This window comes from Priestia sp. SB1 (assembly GCF_038898415.1).
Genome location: NZ_JBBJSS010000003.1, coordinates 177,755 through 201,529, shown reverse-complemented (window position 1 = coordinate 201,529; position 23,775 = coordinate 177,755). Strand labels below are relative to the sequence as shown.

Here is a 23,775-nt window from a genome sequence, read left to right as displayed (position 1 = left end):
TCATTTAAAACTTAGGCTTCAGGACACCAGGAGATGTAATAAGTTTTCTAGTTAAAGAAAGCGTTTTATGAAAGCGCGTTAATGATTCACGTATCAAATAAATAGCTTGTTGCACACTAAGTATATAAAAGGGGGTAAACGCCATGTTCAAAAAGCTTTTTGGCGTCTTACAAAAAGTTGGTAAAGCACTTATGCTACCGGTTGCGATTTTACCGGCAGCAGGTATTTTATTAGGCTTCGGTACAGCGTTTCAAAATGAAACATTATTAGACTTATTACCAGCCTTAAATGCAGATTGGTTCCAGCTCATTGCTCACGTAATGGCTAATGCCGGCGACATTATTTTTGGTAATTTACCGCTATTGTTTGCCGTTGGGGTAGCCGTTGGATTAGCTGGCGGTGATGGAGTAGCAGGAATTGCGGCCATTGTTGGTTATTTAATTATGAACGTAACAATGGGTACAGTAAAAGGGTTAGATACATTAGACGCAGTAGAATTTAGCAAGTTATTGAAGGAAAGCCCAGCATATGCAAGTGTACTAGGTATTCATACACTGCAAACGGGAGTATTCGGTGGTATTATCATCGGGGTACTTGCAGCTTCAATGTATAATCGATTCTTTAATATTGATTTACCAGCATATTTAGGTTTCTTTGCTGGAAAACGTTTTGTTCCAATTGTAACTGGAGTTTCAGCTATTATCGTAGGGTTAATTATGGTAGTAGTATGGCCAGTAATTCAAAGTGGTTTGAACACTTTCTCAACAAATATGATTGATTCAAACTTAACCTTATCAGCATTTATCTTTGGGTTAATTGAACGTTCATTAATTCCATTTGGGCTACATCATATTTTCTATTCACCTTTCTGGTTTGAATTTGGGCAATATGTAGATAAAGCAGGTAATGTGGTTCACGGGGATCAACGTATTTTCTTTGCACAATTAAAAGATGGCGTGCCTTTAACAGCAGGAACATTCCAAGTTGGTAAATTCCCGTTCATGATGTTCGGATTACCAGCAGCAGCTCTTGCAATTTATCACGAAGCTCGTCCTGAAAACAAAAAATATGTAGCTGGTATCATGGGTTCAGCTGCTTTAACATCTTTCTTAACGGGTATTACAGAGCCGCTTGAGTTCTCATTCTTATTCGTAGCGCCAATCCTATTTGCAATCCACGCAGTATTTGCTGGTTTGTCGTTTATGGTTATGCAATTATTAAATGTTAAAATCGGTATGACGTTCTCTGGGGGAGTCATTGACTACATTCTATTCGGGGTTCTACAAAACCGTACAGCATGGTGGCTAGTTATTCCAGTAGGTTTAGTTCTAGCAGTTATCTACTACTTCGGTTTCCGCTTTGCAATCCGTAAATTTAACTTAAAAACACCGGGACGCGAAGATAAAGAAGAAGGTGCAGATGATGAGAAAGTAGAAGCAGCAGAGCTTCCAACAAATGTTTTAGCTGCACTTGGCGGTAGAGAAAATATTACACATTTAGATGCTTGTATTACGCGTTTACGTGTTTCAGTAGATGATGTGGGTCACGTTGATAAAGACCGCTTGAAAAAACTTGGAGCAGCTGGTGTTCTTGAAGTTGGTAACAATATTCAAGCTATTTTCGGTCCGAAATCTGACACGTTAAAAGGTCAAATTCAAGACATTATGAATGGCAAAACGCCGGTTGTCACAAAAGAAGAGACAAAAACAATTGAAAAACCTGTTGCAACATCTGAAGTAGGAAGCGATAATGGTAATGATATTGTTTCACCGATTGAGGGAGAATTGGTACCTTTATCGGAAGTACCAGATCAGGTATTTTCACAAAAATTAATGGGTGATGGTTTTGCGATTATTCCGAAAACAGGCACAGTAGTTGCGCCAGTGGACGGAAAAATAGTAAACTTATTCCCGACGAAACATGCTTTAGGTATTGAATCAACGACTGGACGTGAAATTTTAATTCACGTTGGTATTGATACAGTTAATTTAAAAGGCGAAGGTTTTGAAGCTTTAGTTGCCCAAGGCGATGAAGTGAAAAAAGGACAGCCTCTATTGAAAATTGATTTAGACTTTGTAAAAGAAAATGCGCCATCGACGATTACGCCGATCATTTTCACGAATTTACAAGCTGATGAAAAAATTGATATCTTAAAGCAGGGCCAAGTTTCTCAACAAGAAGCAAATATTATTAACATTTCAAAGTAAAAAGGAGATTGATTTAACATGTCACAAAAAACATTTACAGTAACAGCAGACTCAGGAATTCACGCACGTCCAGCAACAACTTTAGTACAAGCAGCAAGCAAATTTGATTCTGACATCAACTTAGAATTCAACGGTAAAACTGTAAACTTAAAATCAATCATGGGCGTTATGTCTTTAGGTATTCAAAAAGGCGCTACAATCACTATCTCTGCAGAAGGTTCTGACGAAGCAGATGCACTTGCTGCTCTTGAAGATACAATGAGCAAAGAAGGATTAGGCGAATAATGACAAAGGAAATTCAAGGCATTGCCGCTTCTAGCGGCATTGCTATTGCTAAAGCATTTCGTCTAGAAAATCCAGAATTAACCGTTGAAAAAAAATCAGTAACTGAAGTTGAAGCAGAAGTAGCACGTCTAGAAGCTGCGCTAGAAAAATCAAAATCAGAACTTGAAATTATTAGAGAGCACGCTCGTAAAGAACTTGGAGATGACAAAGCAGAAATCTTTGAAGCTCACTTATTAGTTCTAAGCGATCCTGAACTTATTAATCCAATTAAAGATAAAATTACGAATGAAAATGTAAACGCTGAACATGCACTTGATGAAGTAGCGGCAATGTTTATTAATATGTTTGAGTCAATGGACAATGAATATATGAAAGAACGTGCTGCTGATATCCGTGACGTAACAAAACGTGTATTAGCTCATCTTTTAGGTGTAAACGTTTCAAATCCAAGCTTAATCTCAGAAGAAGTTGTCATTATCGCAGAAGATTTAACGCCGTCTGATACAGCACAGTTAAATCGTAAGTTCGTAAAAGGATTTACAACAGATATTGGCGGACGTACTTCTCACTCAGCAATTATGGCGCGTTCAATGGAGATCCCAGCTGTTGTAGGTACAAAAACAGTTATGGAAGATATTCAAAACGGCGTATTAGTAATTGTTGATGGTTTAGATGGCGAAGTTATCGTTGATCCAAGCGAAGAAACAGTAAAAGCTTACGAGAAAAAAGCCGCTGAGTATGCAGAACAAAAAGCTGAGTGGGCTAAGCTTGTAAATGAAAAAACCGTTTCAGCTGATGATCATCACGTTGAACTTGCAGCTAACATTGGTACACCAGAAGATGTAAAAGGCGTATTAGAAAACGGCGGCGAAGGCGTTGGCCTTTATCGTACAGAATTCTTATATATGGGCCGCGAAGATCTTCCGACGGAAGAAGAGCAGTTTACTTCTTATAAAACAGTTCTTGAACGTATGGAAGGCAAACCAGTGGTTGTTCGTACTCTTGACATCGGTGGAGACAAAGAGCTTCCTTATTTAAATCTACCAAAAGAAATGAACCCATTCTTAGGATTCCGTGCTATCCGCTTATGTCTAGAGATGCAAGACATGTTCCGTACACAGCTTCGTGCGCTTCTACGTGCAAGCGTATACGGTAATCTGAAAATTATGTTTCCTATGATTGCTACTGTTGATGAGTTCCGTCAAGCAAAAGCTATTCTTTTAGAAGAAAAAGCAAAACTTCAACAAGAAGGCGTACAAGTTTCGGAAGACATCGAAGTAGGGATGATGGTAGAGATTCCTTCTTCAGCGGTAATCGCAGATTTATTTGCTAAAGAAGTAGATTTCTTCTCTATCGGAACAAACGATTTAATTCAATACACGCTTGCTGCTGACCGCATGAATGAGCGCGTGTCTTATTTATACCAACCGTATAACCCAGCGATTCTTCGCTTAGTGAATATGGTAATCAAAGCGGCTCACAAAGAAGGTAAGTGGGTAGGCATGTGCGGAGAGATGGCAGGAGATGAGATTGCCATTCCAATTCTTTTAGGCTTAGGCTTAGATGAATTCTCAATGAGTGCAACGTCTATTCTGAAAGCTCGTTCTCAAATCCGTCAATTATCAAAAGCTGATATCGAACCTCATTTAAATACAATTCTATCAATGTCTTCTACGGAAGAAGTTATTGAGTTCGTAAAATCAACTTTTCATATTGGATAATAAAAAGGTGTGATCATATATGATCACACCTTTTTTATCTTTTAAGAGAAAATAGTAGGCAAAAGCATATTTGCAAACAGCATTGTAAGAAGTGCTGCTACGATCATGCCAAGGCTAGAAAAAGTGCCTTCAATTTTTCCAAATTCAAAAGCTCTTGCTGTACCTGTCCCATGGGAAGCTACTCCTAAAAGAAGACCTCTTGCTAGAGAAGAGTGCAGTGCGAGGAGCTTAATCAGTTTTGGAGCGACCATACATCCTACTACACCGGTTATAATCACAAACATAATGGTAATATTCGGATCTCCTCCTAGCGTCTGAGACACATTAACGGCAATAGGAATCGTAACCGATCTTGGAATCAAGCTATGAACCAGCGTTGATTGTAAATGAAACACTAATGCTAACAGCATGGAAGAAATCATGGCAGCAAACGTTCCGAGCCCTACGCTTAAGCTGATTTCAACACGATGTTTTTTGAGTAAATCAAAGTATTTAAACATAGGAACAGCAAAAGCAACAGTTGCTGGTCCAAGCATAAAGCTAATAGCACTGGCACCTTGCTTATAATGATCATAAGAGCCATTCGTTACTAATAAGATGCCAATTAAAAGAATGGGGGCTAGTAAAATAGGGGAAACTAGCATAGACTTATATTTTTTATAGAGCACTTTTGTGCCGACATAAACGAGCAGTGTAAGCGGAAGAGCAATCCATGTGAGTAATGTCATTTTAGCGAACCTTCCTTTCTTCTTGAAATATGTTCTGCAATGATTCCCGTTACAGACATCACAATGATCGTACTGATTGTGATAATAATCACAATCTGGATTCCAAAATGCATCAATACATCTCCATAATTGATGAGTCCAACGACGGCTGGTATGAAAAATAATAATAGTTCTCCCACTAACAGTGTTCCACCTTGTTCAACCCAGCTTAATTTAATTACTTTAAAGTACAGTAAGAAAAACAGTAAGAAAAATCCGATGATACTACCTGGCACTGGGAGGTCAAACCACTGTGAAATACTTTCTCCTATTAAAAACAGAGCCGTTAGTAATAAAATCTGTAAAATCACCATAATCAGTTTCATGATTAGCCTCCTTTATTTATGTTTTTATTCATTCATTCCTAGTTTGTTGAGACAATAATGGAGTCGTCTATGCTGAAAAGACGACTCCATCATGGGAAAAGAGAAACTATTTGGATTTTGCAAATGGGGATACAACTTAAGTAAACGAATGCTACACACTTATCTTACAAAAAAACGACTATAATATGAAATATATAATAACTATGATAACTATTCTTTTTAGTTATAGTCGCAAGAAATCTCTTTACAAATGCGTTGGTAACCTTTTCAAAAAAACGTTTGTGAAATATAAGGTGTAATTATTTAATAAAAGGCAATCAAAAAAAGAAATTGTGACATGCCTACATCCATTCAATCTAAAGACGAACCAATGGGATAAATGATTTAGTATGAATGACTTGTTACACTGCCATGAAAAAAATCCGAACGAGTTTGATTCTTGATGGAGAATCAGGCTCGTTCGGATTTTTAATTAAACTACTTTTGTCTCAGCTTTGTTAAACTGTACTTTTAATATAATCAATAAAAGCCTGTGTAGCATAAGAGATATATCGATCTTTTTTAACGATTAAAGCAATTTCCCATGGAATAGCATTCTCGAGATTAATTACTTTCATATGCTCCAAATCAAGCTTTTCACATAATGAATAAGGGAAAAGAGCAATGCCGAGATTAGCAGCTACCAGCTCTCCAATGAAGTCCCACTGAGAGCTTTTAAAAGCAATATTAGGCGTAAATCCATTTTTTAAACATTCGTTATAGACCATTTCATGCATGGTGAAGTCTTCATGAAAGGAAATAAGCGTTTCGTCTTTTAACTCTTTTAATGAAATCGTAGAATGCTGAGCCAACGGATGAGATTTATGCACAACAAGCTGCAGCGTTTCTCGAGCTAAAGGAGTCGTAAAGAACATATTTTCATCAACTGGAAGTAAAACTACCCCTACGTCCACTTCTCCTTGTTCCACAAACTTTTGCATTCTTTTAGCGCCATATTCCACTAATTGAATATCAATCTCAGGGTATTGCTCTCGAAATGCTTTAATAATAGTAGGAAAAAACAATGTACCAATAATAGGGGGAATGCCTATTTTGATGGTTCCTCTTTTTAAATGCATTAAATCATAGAGGGAATCCGACAAATCTCGGAGAGAAGATAAAATGCTTTCAGCTTGCTCGTACACAATTATTCCTGCATCGGTAAGCTGCACTTGTTTGCCAGCGCGATCAAACAAAGGTGTGCCGAGCTCTTCTTCTAATGATTTAACCATTTTACTGAGAGAAGGTTGAGAAATATGCAGCGCTTCAGAAGCTCTTGTGAAATTTTTATGTTTAGCCACTTCTGTTAAGTAATGCAAATGGCGAACATCCATTTTGTATACCTCCGTGTTCATACATGCTAATTAATAAGATACACACATTCTACCACATTCACGATCAGCTCTATACCTTTCTGTTCTATCCAATAAAATGATCAGTAGAAGGGGGAGTGAATACAAAAGAAATTGCTAACAATATATATTTACACATTGTTTATTTTAGAAGTATAATATATAAATCAGTAGAACGGTTACATATCGATCACAGAATCAATCAATAAGGTGGTTAGAACGGTTGAGTAAAGCAGATGAAATAAGAGATATCGTTTATATTAATGGCCATGTAAATAAAAAATGCTTTATTACATATGGAATTGAATTTAAAGAGTTTTATCATTCCCTTCCTACGCCGCTTGCAAATATATTATTGTTAAAGCACGGTTTTGAAGACAGTGATTACCATTACCAAACCCATATGGACTATGTAGAAGAAGAACAAATTCATCTTTTAGCAGAGGATGATGTTTATAATTATGGCGATTTTTGTTGGATTGATTTTGAGGATATATCTTCGTTGGATTTGTTAGAACCTCAAGATATTGCAGCGCTGCTGTATTTAGGTCATTTAAAAAAACCGCTCAATTCGCCATTTAATAATAAACTCGGTAATCAATTTGTTTATTTAGCTCACGATGATGGATTTTATAACAAAATCTATTTTCGAGACGTGTATGATATGAAGCACATTTTAAGTCGAATCATTCCGTTAAAAATGTCAGCAATTAAGCAAAAAAGATTTGTATTTAGAAGGAAGAAGTTAGAATATCCGATTTTGCCGCTCGTGTTAGCAAATACGCTTCTTACTTTAACGAATGACGGTTTGTTTATTGATTTTGAACATATGGTTCAATCCCGTAAAGATATTAAAATTCCTTTGTATACAATCGGTGATTTTGACGATATGAATGAAATGTATAATGATCGGTTTGAGCACAAAGAGATGAGTAAATTGCAGGCGCATCTTGTTCTGACTCATAAAGAACTGGAGTGGAGCATTGAAGAAGTTCAATAATCTAAAAAGAAGTTGAGACATAACGTAATGAATCCAATCAACTGCTAGAAGGAACGAGACAGATAAAACTATATTCACCATCACAAAAAAACGAACCACTAATCAAACATGTTGATTAATGGTTCGTTTTTCACTTGGGCTAAAATGCTTTTGTCCCAGCCTCTTTTTGAATAGACGTATAAAATGGATTTTTCCATTCCATTAGTACGGCGTAGTTGTGTGAATCTTCATCTTCAATATAGTTTGCTGCGAGGCCAATAGGCGTTCTGCCACAGCGCATCAAAAAGGTCATAACGGGGTCGTAGAGAGTTCCGGCTGATACAAGGTTCATATATTCAACGGGCGTGTACAAGGAAGACACTGGTGCGTATCCAGGGATGCGGCACCCGCCGAGCAGCCTTTCTAACTTGTAATGAATCACCACTTCATATAAAGACTGCAACAGCAGCTTCCCAAGCCCCATTGATCGATGCGAAGGAGTGACGCACACGTCCACTACATAAAGCGTATTACCAGAAGGGTCGTGCGTATGAATATATCCGCTTCCTGTTACTTCATCCCATGTGTGAGCCGCATTTCCTTCCACTGAAACAATCGCGCTTGTGATAGATCCGCATATTGTCCCGTCTATCTCCACACATAGCGCTCCATCCGGAAAAAGGGAAACATGGTTATTTAACTGATCTTTACTCCATAATAATTCAGAAGGGAAAGGAGGGGGAAAACTTTCTTCTTGAATCCGAATCAACTCATCAAAATCATTCGATGTATATGATCGTACCGTACATATTACAGGCTTATTTTGATGAAAGACAAAGCATTGCTTTTTATACACTGCTTTTTTGCCTCCTTTAAGAAATAATTTTCAGATAATTATACCATATGGAAAAAAGAAATTATTTCATATTTATTGAAGAATTTGACGAGAACGTGATAAAGTTAAAAAGATTCGAACTATTAGATGAGGTGAAAGAAATGGATGTTGAATTAAAAGGAAAAACAGCGCTTGTATTTGCAGCCAGCCAAGGGCTTGGCAAAGCGATTGCTGCTAGACTCGCAGAAGAAGGCGCAAACGTTATGATTGCAAGTCGTTCAGAAGAGAAACTAGCCCAAGTAGCAGAAGAGATTTCATACCTTGGAAGCGGACAAGTGTTACATAAAACGGCAGACGTTACAAAAACAGAGGACATTCAAGATGTTATTCAATATACAGTAGATACGTTTGCAACTATTGATATTTTAATTAATAATACAGGAGGTCCTAAAGCTGGGAATTTCCTTTCGTTAACAGATGATGATTGGAAGCAGGCATTTGAGTTAAATCTCCTCAGCTATATTCGTATTATTCGTGAGGTAGTGCCCTTTATGAAAAAGAGCGGAGGACGTATTGTCAATATTGCTTCTTCTTCCATTAAAGAGCCAATTGCTGGACTTATTCTGTCAAATACCTTCCGTACAGGAATCGTGGGACTTACGAAAACACTTGCTTCAGAACTAGCAGAGGACGGTATCTTAATTAACACGGTTGCGCCAGGAAGAATTGCAACAGACCGAGTGAAAGAGCTAGATACCATTCGTGCTGAAAAAATGGGAGTAGACGTTTTAGAAGTTGAAGAAGAGATGAGAAACCAAATTCCTCTTAAGCGCTACGGTCAGCCTGAAGAGTTTGCTAAAGCCGTTGCTTTCTTTGTTTCGGGAGCGAATTCATATATGACAGGCCAGTCGTTTCTAATCGACGGAGGCATGGTGAAATCCATTTAGTTACATAGAAAAACCCTGCAGCTGCAGGGTTTTTTGTTAAATCCAAGTTGTAACTTGATCTAATGGTAAACGATCGCTAGCATGTGCTTCTTTAGCTGCTTTTCCAACTGAAATAAGCATAACTGGAATGTATCGATCCTCAATTTTAAACTCTTCTACAAATTTTTGTGCGTTAAATCCGCCCATTGAACATGTGTCATATCCTTTTGCTTTTGCTGCAAGCATGAATGTCATAGATGCAAGCGAAGCATTTGTAAACGCGGCATCGCGGGCGAAAGCAACGTTTTTATAAGCGCCGTTAATTTGTCCTGACAAAATGTTTTTTACGTCTTCTGTCATGTGACCTGCTTCGACTAGTGGGTTGTACACGTCATCTACATTTTTATTGGCTTCTAAATCACCTAACACAGCTACTACAGCGCCTGCTTCTGTAATTTGTTTTTGGTTGTAAGCAATTGGAAGTAGACGTTCTTTCGCATCTTGGTCTGTAATAACAACGAAATGCCAGTGCTGTAAGTTCCAAGCTGATGGTGACTTCACTGTTGCTTCTAAAAGTTCCGTTAATTCTTCTTTGCTTAATTTAGCTGAAGAGTCATATTCTCGAATCGATGTACGTTCATTTACCACATCAAAAAAATCTTTTGTCATAATAAAAACCTCCGTTAAAAGTATGTATTTCTTTAGTGAATCGATGCACATTTTATAATGATACACTATTGAAGTCAATTTATATGCTTCTAGTATACCCGCTCTTATGTGCTATCACTCACAAAAAAATGCATACACTTCTTACCACTGGTTTAACGTGATTGACGAGATGTAATAAGATAAGCTTCAATTCGATCACAGGCTTCACGCAACGTGTTCATGGAATACGCATACGACAGGCGTACATATCCTTCACCGTGGGAAGAAAAAGCGCTGCCGGGTACTAGTGCAACACCCGCTTCTTTGACTAACTCCAGGGCAAAATCAAATGAATTACTGTGGAAGTTCTGGATAGAAGGGAAGATATAAAAAGCACCAGTCGGCTTTTCTACGTCAAATCCCATGTTTACTAGTCGGTCATACACATAATTCAGTCTTTGTTCGTATTCTTTTTTCATATCCACCGCATCGTTTTTACCTGCTGTCAGTGCCTCGAGTGCAGCTGCTTGAGAGACAGAAGAAGCACAGCTCACGTTGTATTGATGAACTTTTAAAATATGTTTGGCTAAATAAGAAGGAGCAAATAAAAGACCAATTCGCCAGCCCGTCATGGAGTGAGACTTTGATACTCCGTTAATAACAATTGTTTTCTCTCTCATAGATGAAATGGAGGCAATGGACTGATGTTTTTTATCAAAAACGAGCTCGCTGTATATTTCATCAGATAGTACAAAAATATTTTTATCGCTTAAAAGAGCGGAAATTTCTTCTAATTCTTGCTGTGACAACGTCACGCCTGTAGGGTTAGACGGATAAGGTAAGATGACGCATCTTGTTTTAGAGGTCAAATGTTGTTCGATTAAATCCGCAGTTAGTCGAAATCCTGTTTCGGTTGTATCAATATGTACAGGTTTAGCGCCGTTTAACCGGATAAGCGGTTCGTATCCTGGATAAACAGGTCCAGGTAAGATAACTTCGGAATCTTCTTCTAAAATGGTGCGAAGAGCAATATCAATTGCTTGACTAGCTCCAATGGTCACAATCACTTCATCCGCTGGGTTATAGTGCAAGTCATATTTTTCTTTGACAAATTGAGCTGCTGCCTCGCGCAGTTCGATTGTTCCAGCATTGTGGGTATAAGAAGTTTGGTTACCATCAATTGCAGATTTTGCCGCTTCTTTTACATGCTGTGGTGTTAAGAAGTCAGGTTGTCCAATTGTGAGGGATAAAACATCTTGGTATTGTGAGACCATATTATAAAATGTACGTATTCCTGATAGTTCAATTTCTTTGACACGTTTATTGATTAAGTGCTCCATGGTTTCAAATCCTTCCGCGTATTTTCAACTCATTTTATCACAATGAAAATAGGTAAAAAACCACTATTTGCGCATTTTGCAAATAGTGGTTTTAAGTTAGGTGTTATATAGCTTATTATAAGCAGTTGTTAGTTCATAAAATTGTTCTTCATCTCTGTTATCTAACGCATCGTCGATAAGAGATTTCAAATGCTGTTTATTAAAGTTTGTACTCATAGCCGTTAAAATGCGATCAGCTTCTTTTGCGTAATAGTGTTGGTAAGGTGTGTACTGAGATGAGTGAGGATAGTGATTCATATTTTTTCGATAAGAACTCATAACATAAACCTCCTTTTTTAAAATAAAACGCAGCTTCTATTACTTGAAATGTACCCTTTCTATATAGTTGTTAACCCTGTTTTTAACTGCGAATGTGCTAAGGTATGTGTTAGGAAATCAGAGGTTCCTTGCTTCACGTTCAATTCTAGATTCAAAAAAATAAGTGCATAAAAAGACCTGCATATATATGCAGGTCTTGTATATTAGTCAGTGTGTATTTGGCCTTCACGCCAATAAACGGGGGAAACGTAGCCAAAATCAACTTCATGATCGTCCAATGTGACAACGCAGTGATCAGAGCCTTCTTGTTCTTTAATATCTTGATATACAGCTTCTTCTACGTTTTCAATAATGGTCATTTCATTATCGTCATTAAAAAGAATGACGGAGCCTTTCATATTACGAACACCTTCTTTTAAGATTATTCATTCACTTTGTGTAGTATAAACCGTTTTGGCTGTAGAGTCCACAGCTATCTTCGATTTCTTGTTAAAAATTTGTGAACAGGCTTTTAGGAATGAATAAGAAACCCTCTAAATAGAAGAGTAACCGACTTGTCTATTCTTTCTTGAAGGGTAGCAGAGTCGGGTTGGTTAGTACACCAGTAGAGAAGGGTGCCAAAAAAATTAAGTATAGCAATAGAAGCCATTTCTTCGGCAGGGATATCGACTATAAGTTCACCTCGGTCTTGTCCTGTTTGAAAAACTTTTGTAAAATGAGCGCGCATTTTTTCAATTTGAAGAATTTCAGATTGTTGAAAGGAACTGTTGGTAATAGCAATATGAAACCAAGAACGGATTAGGTGAGGGTTCGCTTCTTCGTTTGATTGTGCTAGTAATAAAAACAGTTGTTTAACAATGGCAGCAGTTGATTCTTCGGTTTGAAGGAGCTGTTCTAATTTATAGGAGATACGGTTTGTGAAATTAATTCCAAGGTAGTGAAGAACTTCTTCTTTTGTTTTGAAGTAATTAAAAAATGTTCCCTTTGCTACACCCGCTTCATGCGTAATTTGAGACACAGTCGTTTTTTGATATCCCTGCTGTTGGAATAAAGAGATAGCTGCTTTTTGAATGCGTTTTTTTGTTTCTTCTTTTTGTAATCCTCTGTTCATAAATTACACCTCATTTGAATAGGAGTGGTCGTTTGACTCAAGTTCATAAGCTAGTATAGAGAAGTAAAGTAGAGCAAGTAAAAAACTGAGCAGAGGATAAGGCGAAAGGGATCAACGCTCATGTTTTTATATAGTATATAATATTCTGTTAATTCGTAAAACAATATTTTATGTATATGTTTTAGGGAAAAAGGATAATAAAATAAGAAAATTTTTCTTTACGGATATAAGAGGCGGTCACTATAATAGGAAATATGGACTATTAGATAAGCGGGTGAGATGAGAGGAGTAAGTGATATGAATCAAGATAAAGGAATACTGTTAGAAAGTGGTACAAACGAACTGGAAATTGTCGAATTTGAGATAGGAAATGTTTTATTTGGCATCAATGTAGTAAAAGTTAGAGAGATTATTAATCCTGTATCTATTACACCTGTTCCAAATGCGCATTCTTACATAGAAGGTATTATAGAGCTAAGAGGAGAAGTTCTTCCTGTCGTTGACATAGCAAAAGCGTTAAAAATGGAACCTTCAAATACGCCGGAAAAAGATAAGTTAATCGTCACAGAGTTCAATCAGCAAAAAATAGTCTTTCACACACACGCAGTAACGCAAATTCACCGTATTTCTTGGAAAGAAATTGAGAAGCCTTCAGATTTGTATCAAGGTTTGGAAACGCAGATTACTGGAGTGGTAAAATTAAACGGGCAAATGCTTCTGCTGTTAGACTTCGAAAAGTTGATTTCTGTTGTGAACCCTGATGCGGGTATTAATCAGTCGAAAATAAAAAAGCTAGGGGCTAGAGAACGTTCTAATAAAAAGATTGTCGTGGCTGAAGACTCGCCGCTGTTGCGCCGAATGATTGAAGATACTCTTGCACAAGCAGGTTATGAGAACACGGAATTTTTCGAGAACGGTGAGGAAGCATGGAACTATCTAAGCTCAGTGATCGATGAAGGAGTGGAAATCAGTGATCAAGTCCAGCTGCTTATTACAGATATAGAAATGCCGCAAATGGATGGCCATCATTTAACTAAAAAAGTGAAAGAAAATCCTCAGCTTTCTATCCTTCCAGTTATTATTTTCTCTTCTCTTATCACAGAAGATTTACGTCACAAGGGAAAAATGGTAGGAGCGGAAGGACAAGTAAGTAAGCCGGAAATCGGAGAGCTTGTTGAGTTGATTGATCTCTATATTTTGTAGGAAGACAAAAAAGTGCCTGAAAGCAGATTGCTCCACTTCAGGCACTTTTTTAAAAATAACTTTTACCCAGCGGTTTAAACACAGGTGCTTGCCGTTTTCTTGGAGTCGAAACAGGGCTTTTAGCCGGCTGTACGAGATGACCCGTATATTTAGATAATAAGCGCTTCGCATAAGATAATGACATAGTCGTTTTGGGATTTCGATACTGATGGTTTAAATGGCCGAGGTGTGATAACTCTTTGAAGTCTTCTTTCTTTGGAGGCATATGGAAAAAGTAGTCTCCAACTGATACAAGTACATCTGATTTTTGCTGACTTTTACCAGGGTTTGGCGAAAAGTGAAGTCCTTCTTTTTTTGCTTTTCCTTCTAAAATTAGTTGATCTAATGCAATTTTCTTTAACGTATATAACTGCTTAGGATCAGGAGCAGCTTTTGCGTGACGATTTACAGTGAAAATAGCTTGTGCAATCTCAGATACAGACGGGGTCAAAGAGCCTTGTCCATTTGCTTGAGACATACGTTCACTCCCTTTCTATCATATCAGCTGTTCAACCTATAAGGTGAAAGCTGATACGTTCATTATAGCGTGTCTTGTCCCATTTGAAAATAATTACACGAAGAAGTATTTTGGTAATTAATGAAATTTCCTATGTATAGGGTTTGTTTTGTTACGCTTCCTTATACAAGTAAAGTGGAACAGCACGCCATACTTTCTATTTTTAAAAAATGCTGCTCGCACAGTTAAACAATCATTGATTAGTAAATCCCGAACTATTGAGCCATTCGTCGAGAGGGTCGAATATAAACACCAGTACCATTTGGCAAAATTTGAGCTAGCTCATTTACTTGGGCATTATACATACGAATGCATCCTTTGGATACGGCTTTTCCAATAGAACTTGGATCATTTGTTCCGTGAATGCCATATGACTTTTTAGACAAGCTTAGCCACATTGTACCAAAAGGCCCCCCGGGGTTTGGTTCCCGGTTAACGATAACAAAGTCTCCAGTAGGCGTTGCGCTCAGCATTTTTCCTGCTGCAATGGGATAGACTTTTTGTATGATATTATTTCTTCGTAATTCAAGCTGTTTTTCAGCAATAAACACGTGGATCGTGTAAGGAATGAGCTCTTTATCGGGGAGGTTTGGAATGATGATTACTTGCCCAGGCTTCAGCGCATGATGGCTTACAAAAGGATTAGCCATCCACAGGTCTTCAACCGGAATCCGGTAGTCACCTGAAACGCTTTGCCAGGTTTCACCGCGCTTTACTATATATCTCATTAACTTCGCTCCTTTGATATATGACTATGCTGTAACAGTATACGATTGAAAAAAGTAAAAGTGACTTTTTAAAGTTATTTTGAAAAAGGTGTTGAAATTACATTGACTTATAAGCATGGACTGATTGATATAGGTTCAAATACAATACGCCTTGTTATTTATGAATACAAAAAAGGCAGAGGGTTTAAGCAAATTGAAAACGTGAAAGTAGCTGCACGGATTCGAAATTATTTAGATAAAGAAGGCGTGTTAACGGCTAAAGGAATACATACCTTGCTTGATACGCTTAAAACGTTTGGAGTTATTACCAAGCATTATCAGCTGCTGCGCGTTACCTGTGTGGCCACAGCTACCATCCGTCAAGCGACTAATGCAAAAGAAGTTCTAGCCCTTGTAAAAAAAGAAACGGGCTTTTCTATTCAACTATTGTCTGAATATGAAGAAGCGTATTACGGCTTTGTTGCAGTTATTCATTCCACTTCGATCGAAGAAGCCATTACAATTGACATTGGCGGGGGGAGTACGGAAGTTACGTATTTTCGCAATCGAGAGTTAGTGCAGTACCACAGCTTTCCATTCGGTGCCTTATCTCTACGTCTGCAGTTCGTCAAAGGCAATATTCCCACTGCAGAAGAAAAAGCGAAAATCCGGCATTTCGTGATCCGGCATTTCCATGCTGTCCCTTGGCTTTTAAATCGTCATGTGCCGATTGTAGCAATTGGAGGAAGTGCAAGAAGTATGGTGCAACTGCATCAAGGTTTTATCCACTATCCTCTCGCGGGGCTGCATCAATATGAAATGAATTTAGCTGATATATTGCATGTGAAATCTGCTATAGGCTCATTGTCTTATCACAATCTTCAAAAGCTAGACCGCTTGTCAAACGATCGTGCAGATACAATTTTGCCAGCGATTGAAGTATTTCAATCAATATATGAAACAGTGAACGCGACTCGCTTCATCCTAAGCCGCAAAGGCTTGAGAGAAGGGGTGTTATTTAAAGAAGCATCTGATGCTAATATCCAGCCAATGTACCCCGATGTCATACAGCAAAGTTTTCAAGAAATAATGGAAGAGTTTGAAGTAAGTAAAGATTACGTCAAACAGCTTACGCGCACAGCTAGTATGATGTTTCAGCATCTTAGGGAGCAGGGACCGGTTGAGTTAAAAGAGGATGACTTAGCGCTTCTTATAAAAGCTGCGCAAGTGTATGATATAGGAAAGTATATTGATGCAGAATCAAGCAGCCAGCATACGTTTTATGTGCTTGCTAATCGTACAATAGATGGAATTTCACATAGAGAACGTTTAAAGCTGGCACTTGTTTCTTCATATAAAGGGAAGTCTTCTTTTAGGCAATATGTTGCTCCTTTTAAAAAGTGGTTAACAAAAGACGAACAAAAAAAAGTTCAGCTGCTCGGTGCACTTTTAAAAATAGCTGATGGCTTACATGCAACAAAGCGAAATGTTGTTCAACATATTGATGTGAAAAGCGATGAAAACACAGTGACGATTAAACTATTATGTACAAAAACCTTTCTTCCTGAACAATATCAGGCTGAAAAACAGAAAAAGCATCTAGAAAAAGTAGTAAAAAAAAATATTGTTCTTGAATTTACTAAGCTTTAGAATAACGCTGGATCGGTTAGAATATTCAGTATAGCTAACTAGATTAAATTCATTATCCTGGAAGGTGAGGCTAATGTTAGAAAGTAATCGCGCTTATAAGCAAACCATACAAGTGGCTGATTCAGCTTATTACAATAATCGTGAATTGAGCTGGCTGGCCTTTAACAAGCGGGTGCTGGAAGAAGCTGTAGATACGAAAAACCCTTTGCTTGAGCGATTTAAATTTCTAGGGATTTTCAGTTCGAATCTGGATGAGTTTTTTATGATTCGGGTAGCGGGGTTAAAAGATCAGGTGAAGGCTGGATTTAACAAACCCGAAAACAAAGCAGGCTTAACTCCTACACAGCAGCTATTCTCTATCTCCAAACAAAACCACGACCTAGTCAAGCAGCAGTATGATACGTATATTCACACACTTCTGCCCGAATTACAGAAATACGGTGTGGAAATCATTTCGGTTGAAAAGCTGGAGAAATCAAATCTAGATAAGCTTGAACAGTATTTTGACGAGCAAATCTTTCCCGTATTAACTCCTATGGCTATTGATACATACCGGCCGTTTCCTATGTTGATGAATAAAAGCTTGAACTTAGCAGTTGTCCTTTCAGAAAAGTTAAATGATGAGCAGCAAATTGCCGAGATAAAAGGAAGACTAGCTATCGTTCAAGTACCTTCGATGCTAACGCGCTATATTGAAATAGCTACGTCAGATTCTACCCGTCTATTTGTATTGCTAGAGGATGTGATTGCCTATTTTATTAAAAAGTTGTTTAAGGGATACTGCGTTTCTTCCGTTTCTCAATTTCGAATTACCCGGAACGCAGATATGACTATTCACGAAGAAGACGCTCAAGATTTATTAAAAGGGATTGAAGAAGAGTTGCAGAAGCGAAAATGGGGAGCGGCTGTTCGGCTTGAGATTAAGAGTCCATACGATCAGGGTGTACTAGCGTATTTAAAGTCAGTCCTTGAAATTGACGATGAAGATGTGTATGAGATCAAAGAACAGTTGGATTTAACCAGTTTATTTTCGTTTTATAGATTACTTAAATCTACCCATGAAGAGCTGGCTGAAAAAGCCTTTATTCCTAAGGTTACAACACAGTTACACCCGGATCAAAATGTTTTCGACCAAATGATTCAAAGAGACATTTTGCTTCACCATCCTTATGAATCGTTTAAGCCGGTGCTTGACTTTGTTAACTGTGCAGCAGACGATGAAAATGTGCTTGCTATTAAGCAAACGTTATATAGGGTAAGCGGAGATTCTCCCGTTATTAAAGCATTAAAACGAGCGGCTGCAAAAGGTAAACAAGTGACGGTACTAGTTGAACTAAAAGCAAGGTTTGATGAAGAGAATAATGTGCAATGGGCTAAAGAGTTAGAGCGGGCAGGATGCCACGTGATATATGGAATGACGCATTTAAAAACGCATGGTAAAATTACGCTCGTGGTGAGAAGAGAAGGAGAGCATATTAAGCGATTTGTTCATCTTGGTACTGGGAATTACAACGATGCGACGGCAAAGATCTATACGGATATAAGTCTTTTTACTGTCAACCAAAACATCGGGATAGATGCGGCCAATTTTTTTAATTACTTAAGTGGCTATACGCAAAAACCAGTATATCATCATTTATCCGTTGCACCATTTGATATAAGAAACGATTTTTTGCATCTCATTGATCAGGAAATACAGTATCACAGACGGTATGGCAATGGAAGAATCATTGGGAAAATGAACTCATTGACGGATAAAATTTTAATTATGAAGCTATATGAAGCTTCTATAGCGGGTGTGACAATCGAACTCATTGTTAGAGGAGCGTGCTGCTTGCGCCCTCAAATTCAAGGCGTTAGCGAGAATATCAGAGTAAGAAGCATTGTCGGACGATTTTTAGAGCATAGCCGAATCTATTATTTTCATCATAATAAACAGGAAAAGTTTTTCTTTTCATCTGCAGATATGATGACAAGAAATATGGTGAAACGAGTAGAAATTTTATTTCCTGTCTTGGATACACATTTGAAAAAAAAAGTGTGGAAGTGGCTTGAAGTTATGCTTGCTGATAATGTAAAAGCACGAGAACAAGATCAAGAAGGGAATTATCATTACGTCATAAAAAAAGAAAATGAGCTCTCTATCAATAGTCAAGAGATCTTTTGTCAATACGCTCTTTGCGACGATCAAGAATAACATAAAAAAAGCCGAGTGCTCGGCTTTTTAGTCATGTTATTATCTAGGAATGGGACCACCAGGACCGTATCCAGGTCCGTAGTATGTGTTATAAACAGGAGCACCGCCTCCATAACCGGCACCAGGGTAGCCTCCTCCAGAAAATCCAACGCCTCCAAAGCCGGCACCAGGGTAGCCTCCTCCAGGAAATCCACCGCCATAAAACGGAACGGGATAAGGATAAGGTGGTGGACAGCACCCAGGTCTGCCTCCAAAGCCGCCAACAGCTAGTCCGCCAAGCAGCCCACCAGCTAAGCCAGCAACAAAAGGAAATCCAAAAAAGCGCTCGTCACCATTTGGAATATTACGATATCCTGTATAGGGATATTGATAGTACATAATTTAACCTCCTTGTCAGTTGTCTTTGTAGTGTATGGCTGAACGGAAGTTTTTGAGCCTGGTTTATTTCTTTAAGACTAGAATTAGGCGGTCATGATTAGCTAAAAAAAGACAAAAAAACATAAAAACGCCCTGTAAGGGCGTTTTTATGTTGATTGCAAGGTGAAAAGCGTAATTTCAGGCGTAGCTAAAAAACGAAAAGGAATGCGCGTGGTTCCTAAGCCTCTATTCACATAAAGCTTCATTTTAGAATCTCCAACTTCGTACATTCCTTCAGGGTAAACCGTCCCAAAGGGCGGTGTAATCAAAGGACCGTAAAAAGGAATTTGAATTTGGCCTCCATGACTGTGGCCGGAGAGCTGAAGATCCACTGGAAAAGGAGCTGCTTTGACAGCAACGTCAGGTTCATGAATCATAGCAATAGAAAAGATATCCGGCTGTAATTGTCCTAGCGTTCCCTCATATTGTGGATTCCCAAGCATAATATCATCGAGTCCACAAATATGAATGTAGCTTTTATCGGGCATGGAAACCGTGTCAACTTCATTTACTAGAAGTCTAAATCCTGCGTCTTCAATGGCTTGTTTGTAGATATTTGTTCCATACCCTCCATGATCATGGTTTCCATATATTGCGTATTTTCCAAGAGGAGCCTGAAGCCTCTGTAAAATCGGGGGAATTCTTTCTGGATGCGGGTATTCATTAGGTACATCCATTAAATCTCCAGTAAATAATATAATAGTAGGCTTCAAATTATTTATGGTTACCATAAGCTGTTCTAGTTGTAATAAATCATAAGAGAGTCCAAGGTGAATATCACTAAATTGTAAAATTTTTATTCCGTTAAAGCTTTTCGGAATGTTTTTAGAAGTAATTGTATGACGAACAATTTGCAGACGTCTAGGCTCAATATATTTGGCATATGTATACCCAAAAGACGTGGTGAGCAAAGACCCTAACGAAATAGACGCTAGTCCTTTCAAAAAAGATCGTCTTGTATACGTCTTTTTCATGCAAAATCAACCTATTCCTTATAGTTTTCAAGTTTTCATTATAGCATTGTTTTTTTTATCATCACAACGAGAAGTCTGCTTTTAAGTTAAATAGATAAAAGTTTCACTTTATTCAGAAAAAATAGTAAAATAATAGTTGTAAAACACTTATGTTTTGGGGAGGAAGATAAATTGAAGAACAAGGTCGTAATTGTTACTGGCGGTTCAAGCGGAATGGGAAAACATATGGCGAAGCGATTTGCAGAACAAGGTGCTCATGTGGTAATCACAGGTAGGTCAGCCGATCGATTACAAGAGACAGAAAAGGAAATTAAAACGTTTGATGGACAGGTACTTTCCGTGGTGATGGATGTACGCAATCCAGAAGATGTGGAACGAATGGTTCAAGAAACAGACAAGGCATTTGGACAAATTGATTTTTTAGTTAATAATGCTGCAGGAAATTTTATATGTGCAGCTGAAGACTTATCCGTTAACGGATGGAACAGCGTAATTAATATTGTATTAAATGGTACATTTTATTGCAGTTCCGCAGTAGGGAAATATTGGATCGATAAAGGTACAAAAGGAGCCATTACAAACATTGTGGCTACATATGCGTGGAACGCAGGAGCAGGTGTTATTCATTCAGCTTGTGCCAAGTCAGGAGTTTTAACCATGACGCGCACGCTCGCAGTAGAGTGGGGAAAGAAATACGGTATACGGGTGAATGCGATTGCGCCGGGGCCGATCGAGCGAACAGGAGGAGCCGATAAGTTATTTGAGTCAGAAAAAATGAAAGCGTGTACATTGAATTCTGTACCATTAGGACGCCTTGGAACTCCTGAGGAAATAGCAGGATTAGCTAGTTTCTTATTCTCCGATGAAGCATCTTATATCAATGGGGAATGCATCACAATGGACGGGGGACAGTGGCTAAATCAGCATCCTTTTTAAGGTTGGATACGCACTAAAAAGTACAAAGCAAACCTAGAAGGACTAGCAAAATTATGCTATTCGTATTATACTAACGTAAAGTGAACAAGGAGAGGGGAGAGTTGAGTGGACCCGTTAGATGTATTAACAAACATAGAGAAAACTCTTCCGTATTATCAAGCAATTTTTAGTGCAGATGGACATAGAGTAATTGGCTATGAAGTGTTGGCGAGGTTTCAAAATGAAGGGGAAATTGAAAGTCTCGGCCCATTCTTTCATGATGATGCGATTCCGGATGAATATCGCATAGAAGTTGATTATGCTGTTTTAACACAAGCGCTCGAGCATATGTTGACCCAGGAAGAACAATTTTTAATTTTTATTAATCAGAACCCTAATTTATTAATGAACGATCATGGAGAATCCTTGCTAGAATTATTGCAACTTTTCGAAAATAAAGGATTATCGCTTGATCGAATTGTTCTCGAAATTACAGAACACAATTTTAGTGGAGATTTGGAATCGCTTCAACACTTACTAAAGTATTATCAAACATATGGTATTAAGATTGCAATTGATAATATAGGAAAAGAAAGTAGTAATCTAGACAGAATTGGGTTGCTGTCACCAGATATCTTAAAAGTAGATTTACATATTCTAAGACAAACGGACATGGCGCAGTCGTATCAAGACGTATTGTATTCTTTATCTCTTTTAGCAAGAAAAATGGGTGCTACGCTTCTATATGAAGATATAGAAGCCTCCTATCAGCTGCAGTATGCATGGAGAAACGGAGGCAGATATTTTCAAGGTTATTATTTACATAAGCCGGCTGCTGAACTTGTCGATCCGAACATCTTAAAGGATAAACTAAAGGAACGTTTCGAAATGTATATCGCTCATGAAAAGAAAAAGCTGCTTGCTGTTTACCAGCTGACAGAACGCTTTCAAGATAAAATGCAGCAGGTAATGACAAAGTGCAGAAAGCTAGAAACGTATGACGATATGCTGCCTGTTATTGCAGAAGAACTATCCAACGTGTGTTTTCGCCTTTACATCTGCGATGAAAATGGATTTCAAAAGTCTTCTAACTATGTAAAGAAAAACGAGGATTGGATTCTTGAGCCTGAATATGTAAAGAAAAATTGGAGCTGGCGCCCATATTTTCTTGAGAATATTATTCGAATGAGCTATGAAAAAAAAGGCATATTATCAGATTTGTATAATGATATTGAAACAGGTGAGAATATCCGGACTTTTTCGTATCCGATTGATAATATGCACTATATATTCCTTGATATTTCATATTCTTTTTTATATGAAAGAGACGTTTTGTAGAGAATATATAAGTTGAAGTTAAACCGGCAACCAGCAAAAGTGGTTGCCGGTTTTTTATGTTTTTTTAGAGGGGAACGACAGTCGGTTATAGAGATATGCATAGGCAGGGGAAATTTCGGAATTCTAATAAAAAAGAAGCGAAGGAGCTGAGTTAATTTGAAGAAAATATGCTTACTTGTCTTTTTGATGATGATCTTGTACTCAGGAAAATCTGTTCATGCAGAAGTGTCAGGAGAGATTAGGCATGAAATCTTTATAAATTTGCAGGACGCTTATCAGGCTCAGCTAAGAGCTGCGTCTGCCCATGCTAATCAAGATGCTGCTCGTGAGCTGAAATTATTTTTAGATGATGAGTATGCATCCGTATTTTTTAATGAGGCTCTCTTACAAAAAGCTCAAGGATATGTCGGAGAGGGACCTGAATATTTAACACACTACATCCCTTTCTTTTCTTTCGATGAACAGACGAAGGTAGCTCTTCATTCCGACCAAAACAAAGCTTATGTCTATCAATTTTTTCCGGCTGTGCATAATGAACGAGTAAAATACCAAGATCATTATGAAATGATCACTTTAGTAAAAAAACAGGGGAAATGGAAGGTACAAAAGCTTATATATAGTAAGAAACACTCAAAATAGCCGAGAAAAGCTTATTTTGAGTGTTTCTGTTACCCAATGTTCAGAAGCTTCTCAAGCGCTTGAAGGTCAAACCCTCTGATAATTTCCTGATCAACACGAATAGTCGGAGTGGAATAAGACTCTAACTCAGTAGTCATTCGTTTTCGAGCAGAAGCATCTTTAGATACGTCAAATTCTTTATAGGAAACGTGGTGATGCTGTAAAAACTGTTTAACAATTTCGCAAGGTGGGCAAGCTGGTTGTGTGTACAGCTCTATAGATCTCAATGAAAGCACCTCCCTATATCAAAATGAATGGTGTTAAAGTAGAATGAAGTTTTGGATGA

25 protein-coding genes are annotated in these 23,775 nt (G+C 37.9%); 11 read left to right on the top strand and 14 right to left on the bottom strand.

The features are described from left to right. The first annotated feature begins 143 nt into the window (after positions 1-143). The 3 genes from ptsG to ptsP are packed head-to-tail and all read left to right on the top strand — an operon-like array spanning position 144 to position 4,213. Positions 144-2,207 (top strand): glucose-specific PTS transporter subunit IIBC, encoded by a 2,064-nt coding sequence (ptsG, locus tag WKH56_RS11650; protein WP_025749413.1) that lies wholly within the window; start codon positions 144-146, stop codon positions 2,205-2,207. A gap of 18 nt (positions 2,208-2,225) precedes the next feature. Then, on the top strand, positions 2,226-2,492 hold the full coding sequence (locus tag WKH56_RS11645; RefSeq protein WP_342835646.1) for a phosphocarrier protein HPr: 267 nt from the start codon (positions 2,226-2,228) through the stop codon (positions 2,490-2,492). Then, entirely contained in the window at positions 2,492-4,213 is a 1,722-nt protein-coding gene (gene ptsP / locus WKH56_RS11640) for a phosphoenolpyruvate--protein phosphotransferase (RefSeq protein ID WP_310884262.1), read from the top strand. Before WKH56_RS11645 ends, ptsP begins: the two co-directional genes overlap by 1 nt. Positions 4,214-4,254: 41 nt before the next feature. On the opposite strand, the gene WKH56_RS11635 is transcribed toward ptsP, so the two are convergent. From WKH56_RS11635 to WKH56_RS11625, 3 genes are all read right to left on the bottom strand, one after another. Next, positions 4,255-4,941: an LrgB family protein gene (locus WKH56_RS11635; protein ID WP_033578394.1), complete on the bottom strand. Its 687-nt coding sequence runs from the start codon at positions 4,939-4,941 to the stop codon at positions 4,255-4,257. Then, the gene (locus WKH56_RS11630; RefSeq protein WP_014461029.1) at positions 4,938-5,306 is read right to left on the bottom strand and encodes a CidA/LrgA family holin-like protein; all 369 of its coding nucleotides are present in this window, start codon (positions 5,304-5,306) and stop codon (positions 4,938-4,940) included. The genes WKH56_RS11635 and WKH56_RS11630 overlap by 4 nt, the downstream gene beginning before the upstream one ends. A gap of 497 nt (positions 5,307-5,803) precedes the next feature. Next, complete coding sequence (locus WKH56_RS11625; RefSeq protein ID WP_033578395.1) at positions 5,804-6,679, bottom strand: LysR family transcriptional regulator; 876 nt, start codon at positions 6,677-6,679, stop codon at positions 5,804-5,806. Positions 6,680-6,920: 241 nt separating this feature from the next. Here WKH56_RS11625 and WKH56_RS11620 point away from each other — a divergent pair, with 241 nt between their 5' ends. Next, entirely contained in the window at positions 6,921-7,697 is a 777-nt protein-coding gene (locus WKH56_RS11620; protein WP_033578396.1) for a hypothetical protein, read from the top strand. A gap of 139 nt (positions 7,698-7,836) precedes the next feature. Here WKH56_RS11620 and WKH56_RS11615 read toward each other — a convergent pair whose 3' ends face one another. Further along, the gene (locus WKH56_RS11615) at positions 7,837-8,532 is read right to left on the bottom strand and encodes a GNAT family N-acetyltransferase (protein ID WP_033578397.1); all 696 of its coding nucleotides are present in this window, start codon (positions 8,530-8,532) and stop codon (positions 7,837-7,839) included. Between the two features lie 140 nt (positions 8,533-8,672). Here WKH56_RS11615 and WKH56_RS11610 point away from each other — a divergent pair, with 140 nt between their 5' ends. Next, entirely contained in the window at positions 8,673-9,458 is a 786-nt protein-coding gene (locus WKH56_RS11610) for an SDR family oxidoreductase (protein ID WP_048020023.1), read from the top strand. A gap of 36 nt (positions 9,459-9,494) precedes the next feature. On the opposite strand, the gene WKH56_RS11605 is transcribed toward WKH56_RS11610, so the two are convergent. From WKH56_RS11605 to WKH56_RS11585, 5 genes are all read right to left on the bottom strand, one after another. After that, positions 9,495-10,106, bottom strand: a complete 612-nt coding sequence (locus WKH56_RS11605) for a nitroreductase family protein (protein WP_310884263.1) — start codon at positions 10,104-10,106, stop codon at positions 9,495-9,497. Between the two features lie 152 nt (positions 10,107-10,258). Next, the gene (locus WKH56_RS11600) at positions 10,259-11,425 is read right to left on the bottom strand and encodes an aminotransferase A (RefSeq protein ID WP_063247559.1); all 1,167 of its coding nucleotides are present in this window, start codon (positions 11,423-11,425) and stop codon (positions 10,259-10,261) included. Positions 11,426-11,521: 96 nt separating this feature from the next. Next, positions 11,522-11,743, bottom strand: coding sequence for an IDEAL domain-containing protein (locus WKH56_RS11595; RefSeq protein ID WP_028414125.1), 222 nt, complete (start codon positions 11,741-11,743; stop codon positions 11,522-11,524). A 203-nt stretch (positions 11,744-11,946) separates the two neighbouring features. Then, the gene (locus WKH56_RS11590; RefSeq protein WP_013056022.1) at positions 11,947-12,141 is read right to left on the bottom strand and encodes a hypothetical protein; all 195 of its coding nucleotides are present in this window, start codon (positions 12,139-12,141) and stop codon (positions 11,947-11,949) included. A gap of 113 nt (positions 12,142-12,254) precedes the next feature. Next, on the bottom strand, positions 12,255-12,854 hold the full coding sequence (locus tag WKH56_RS11585; RefSeq protein WP_013082269.1) for a TetR/AcrR family transcriptional regulator: 600 nt from the start codon (positions 12,852-12,854) through the stop codon (positions 12,255-12,257). Positions 12,855-13,151: 297 nt separating this feature from the next. On the opposite strand from WKH56_RS11585, the gene WKH56_RS11580 reads away from it, so the two are divergent. Continuing rightward, positions 13,152-14,057: a chemotaxis protein gene (locus tag WKH56_RS11580; protein ID WP_342835645.1), complete on the top strand. Its 906-nt coding sequence runs from the start codon at positions 13,152-13,154 to the stop codon at positions 14,055-14,057. Positions 14,058-14,106: 49 nt separating this feature from the next. Here the strand turns inward: WKH56_RS11580 and WKH56_RS11575 are convergent, their stop codons facing one another. Both WKH56_RS11575 and WKH56_RS11570 read right to left on the bottom strand, forming a co-directional pair. Then, the gene (locus WKH56_RS11575; RefSeq protein ID WP_013056025.1) at positions 14,107-14,574 is read right to left on the bottom strand and encodes a YkyB family protein; all 468 of its coding nucleotides are present in this window, start codon (positions 14,572-14,574) and stop codon (positions 14,107-14,109) included. 254 nt (positions 14,575-14,828) lie between these two features. Then, a complete protein-coding gene (locus tag WKH56_RS11570; RefSeq protein WP_063247558.1) occupies positions 14,829-15,341 on the bottom strand; it encodes a L,D-transpeptidase family protein in 513 nt (170 codons plus the stop codon). A 102-nt stretch (positions 15,342-15,443) separates the two neighbouring features. On the opposite strand from WKH56_RS11570, the gene WKH56_RS11565 reads away from it, so the two are divergent. Together WKH56_RS11565 and WKH56_RS11560 are read left to right on the top strand one after the other, a co-directional pair. Further along, positions 15,444-16,970, top strand: coding sequence for a Ppx/GppA family phosphatase (locus WKH56_RS11565; RefSeq protein WP_328179946.1), 1,527 nt, complete (start codon positions 15,444-15,446; stop codon positions 16,968-16,970). Between the two features lie 73 nt (positions 16,971-17,043). Further along, complete coding sequence (locus WKH56_RS11560) at positions 17,044-19,167, top strand: RNA degradosome polyphosphate kinase (protein ID WP_310884265.1); 2,124 nt, start codon at positions 17,044-17,046, stop codon at positions 19,165-19,167. Positions 19,168-19,206: 39 nt separating this feature from the next. On the opposite strand, the gene WKH56_RS11555 is transcribed toward WKH56_RS11560, so the two are convergent. Together WKH56_RS11555 and WKH56_RS11550 are read right to left on the bottom strand one after the other, a co-directional pair. Continuing rightward, positions 19,207-19,545: a hypothetical protein gene (locus WKH56_RS11555; RefSeq protein WP_014461015.1), complete on the bottom strand. Its 339-nt coding sequence runs from the start codon at positions 19,543-19,545 to the stop codon at positions 19,207-19,209. 146 nt (positions 19,546-19,691) lie between these two features. Further along, positions 19,692-20,558: a metallophosphoesterase gene (locus tag WKH56_RS11550; protein WP_013082275.1), complete on the bottom strand. Its 867-nt coding sequence runs from the start codon at positions 20,556-20,558 to the stop codon at positions 19,692-19,694. 171 nt (positions 20,559-20,729) lie between these two features. Between WKH56_RS11550 and fadH the strand changes: the two genes are divergently transcribed. The 3 genes from fadH to WKH56_RS11535 all read left to right on the top strand — a co-directional run bounded on the left by fadH (position 20,730) and on the right by WKH56_RS11535 (position 23,450). Continuing rightward, positions 20,730-21,494: a 2,4-dienoyl-CoA reductase gene (gene fadH, locus WKH56_RS11545; RefSeq protein ID WP_310884266.1), complete on the top strand. Its 765-nt coding sequence runs from the start codon at positions 20,730-20,732 to the stop codon at positions 21,492-21,494. A 105-nt stretch (positions 21,495-21,599) separates the two neighbouring features. Then, positions 21,600-22,811, top strand: coding sequence for an EAL domain-containing protein (locus WKH56_RS11540; RefSeq protein ID WP_013056032.1), 1,212 nt, complete (start codon positions 21,600-21,602; stop codon positions 22,809-22,811). 156 nt (positions 22,812-22,967) lie between these two features. Beyond that, positions 22,968-23,450 carry a DUF3993 domain-containing protein gene (locus tag WKH56_RS11535; protein WP_033578404.1) on the top strand — a complete coding sequence of 161 codons (483 nt, stop codon included), beginning with the start codon at positions 22,968-22,970 and terminating at the stop codon, positions 23,448-23,450. 29 nt (positions 23,451-23,479) lie between these two features. Here the strand turns inward: WKH56_RS11535 and WKH56_RS11530 are convergent, their stop codons facing one another. After that, positions 23,480-23,716 (bottom strand): glutaredoxin domain-containing protein, encoded by a 237-nt coding sequence (locus tag WKH56_RS11530; RefSeq protein ID WP_013056034.1) that lies wholly within the window; start codon positions 23,714-23,716, stop codon positions 23,480-23,482. Between the last annotated feature and the right edge of the window lie 59 nt (positions 23,717-23,775).